At 38.5% G+C, this 2,758-nt stretch carries 2 protein-coding genes and 1 pseudogene; 2 read left to right on the top strand and 1 reads right to left on the bottom strand.

Going from position 1 to position 2,758, the window contains the following annotated elements; genetic code table 11:
* Positions 1–125: 125 nt before the first annotated feature.
* Positions 126–245 (top strand): annotated as a pseudogene (locus tag LC574_RS34585) (ABC transporter permease); the annotation flags it as partial.
* Here LC574_RS34585 and LC574_RS34580 read toward each other — a convergent pair.
* On the bottom strand, positions 238–1,185 hold the full coding sequence (locus LC574_RS34580) for an extracellular solute-binding protein (protein ID WP_229458132.1): 948 nt from the start codon (positions 1,183–1,185) through the stop codon (positions 238–240). The pseudogene LC574_RS34585 and the gene LC574_RS34580 overlap by 8 nt on opposite strands.
* A 1,059-nt stretch (positions 1,186–2,244) precedes the next feature.
* On the opposite strand from LC574_RS34580, the gene LC574_RS34575 reads away from it, so the two are divergent.
* A partial coding sequence (locus LC574_RS34575; protein WP_229458131.1) for a hypothetical protein occupies positions 2,245–2,758 on the top strand: 514 nt, incomplete at its 3' end.

The raw sequence follows: 2,758 nt of genomic DNA, 5'->3' as shown, positions 1-2,758 counted from the left end.
CAATTTCTTTATTAACCAGTCCCGTACCAATAAATATCGTTACAATTAACCCGATGGCATTCATCGCCGCCATCCCAAAATCTAAAAAGATTTTGTCTTCAGTCGTTGCTGCAAATTCAGGAAGGACTGAAGACAAAATCTTTTTAGATTTTGGGATGGCGGCGATGAATGCCATCGGGTTAATTGTAACGATATTTATTGGTACGGGACTGGTTAATAAAGAAATTGAAAAACGCACTATTTTGACTGATTGCTTTTGAAATATGCCTGTCTTTTCTTCAGAGCAAAAGCTATACTAACTGCAAGAACTGCTCCACCTATACTACTGGGTTCAGGAACCGGAGTAGAGGGAGGTGCAAATTTATACTTATTAATCAAAATGTCTTGTGCCTTTGGTGAAAGGATGTAGTCAGCCAGTTTTTGACTATCAGGGTCGGCGTTTTTCACTATAGTCAGCCCATAATCAGCCTTGGTTGCCAAATAATTAGGTAACTCTATTAATTGCAAATCGCTACCATTTGGCAAGGCTTGAGCAGACAAAGCACCAGTGTAGTAAGATAAAAAGATATCTGCCCGAAACTCTTCTTGGGGAATTTTTTTGAGAAAGTAAACTAAGTTATTTTCTCCATTAGGAAGTACAGGAGCATTGGGATTACCCCCTACTAATTGCAAAGCTTTGTCTTTCAAAATTTGAGTACTACCAGATTTGACCTGACCGGCTTTGTCAAATACCTGGAATGCATAGTCTCCAGAAGGATCTTTTATCGGTGTTGAGGTTCCGACTTTAATATTAGGGTCTAGCAAGAAGTTCAACAAATTATCTGATGTCACATTTAACCCTGGTCTGACAACAGCAACTAAGCGATTACCAATGAAGTTCACTACAGGCCCACTCAAGCCTTGGTCGTATAGTCTTTGAGGATTGCCAATATCGGCGCTGGTAAAAACGTCTGCGGACTTTCCTTTTTCCGTAAGTTCTTTTTGTATGGTATCTGCTAATGTACCGGAGCCATTAAACGTCAACGTGACAGGTATCCCGGTATCTTCGGTAAAAAGTCCAGTAATTTCTGTTAGACTATTCCGCAGACTGCCAGCAGAATACAGTTCCACAGCGAAAGCTTGATTTGGCAGCGCGACATTGATAGTACAGGCTACCAGTGAAAAGACAAACAAATACTTTTTCATTGTTTTATGCAATTGTGTTGCTATTAATACTGTGTGAATTTTTAACAACTAATGCTTGAGTAGTTGTTTTTCTAACCGTCTAAACTCTCTAGTTTATTCCTCAACGTTTACAAGTGTGCTTGGATATGTACGTAATTTTTAGGTTGAAGTTATAATACCAACTAAATTGGAAAATATCAATTTAGTTACGTAATCAAACGCTGACTTTATCAGAACTTTAACAAGAATTCAGGAGTAAGGAGGAGCCAGTGAGAGTGATTTTTTTCGGGGGAGATGGGCAACAATTAAGCAGGGCCCTTAAACATCAATCATCCCAAAGCCCCTGAAACTTGGTAAATGCAAGTTCGGTGTAATGAACAGTATGCTGAATATTTTTATGCCCTAAATAAAGACAGCAACCATACCATCACAGTACTTTCTTTCTTGCTGGTGGAGTTAATTACTGAAATTGTCAAATTTTCCTGACACTGTGAATAATCAAATTCCGAATGTGGAAACAGGATTTTCATCTATGAAACGTTTACGTGTGAATTGTTCTAGGAAAACTCTTATTGCATAAGATATCTCAGCAACTTTCAAATCAGGAAGTATTAAAAATCATTTTCCCAACTTTATTGGTAATATGCCTGTAACTCAAAAATTACGTACAAAATCGAATCCAACTGCACAAATCAGGGAGTAGATTGGATAGTTTGAATATTTTCCATATCTCATAATTTCAGCATTGCTGTTAAATAAGCTACAAAGTAGTGGATTCCAGGAGATAAATCAAAAAGTGTATCTTGCATTACATTTTCCCCGATAAGATTGGTATAGGATTTACTACCAAATAAGTTGGTATATAACCACCAACAAGATATTCTACTAACCACAACTTAAGTGACAGTCGAATGCACTAACTTAAGGCACAACTCATAGATGGTGAGGGATTAGAAAAATGGGTAATCTTAGAGACAGCCAGAAAAACTATTCTGAAATACCAACCTTCTTGATTCCCAGTTTCTGATTCCGCACTTCCCAAAGTTCTGAAACCATTGAAAATAATCAATTCTGCTAAAAATGAAAAAGCCTATTGGTCAGCCAAAAAGACCGGAACTCAGATCGCGTGTAGACGCACTCCTAGACTCAATGATTGCGAAGTTCTATAAAGAAGTTCCGTTTTCTCAACATATGTTGAACGGATCGGATCTCAACATGGATTACTACAAGCGGCACAACATTGAAACTATTCTTCGGCTGCGGCTAAAACGTACAGTAGATGCACTAGCTATCCGATACTTCACTAAGCATGACCCAGTTCAAGCCAAAGCATGGGCGAAATATACCGAGGAGGAGATGCTTCACGACACCGAGTTCTTTGTCAGGGATCTTGAGGCCGTAGGCGTATCGAAGGATGCAATTTACTCACAAGAGCCATTGCTTTCAACAAAACTGCTTATGGGATATTTGCTCTTTGACATTGAATACAAAGATAGTCCAATGGCTCTAATCTCAAGCGTTTACTTCGTTGAATACACAACTGTAAAGACCCAACCGCAATGGCTTGACAATTTAGCGAAGATTTTAGGTAAAG

Source organism: Nostoc sp. CHAB 5715, from assembly GCF_020829685.1.
GTDB lineage: Bacteria > Cyanobacteriota > Cyanobacteriia > Cyanobacteriales > Nostocaceae > Nostoc.
The sequence above is the reverse complement of the archived record's forward strand: the minus strand, read 5'-3'. Positions and strand labels throughout refer to the sequence as shown.

Coding starts and splice junctions, on each gene's coding strand:
- LC574_RS34580 (WP_229458132.1), bottom strand. CDS start 1,185: ATGAAAAAGTATTTGTTTGTCTTTTCACTGGTAGCCTGTACTATCAAT.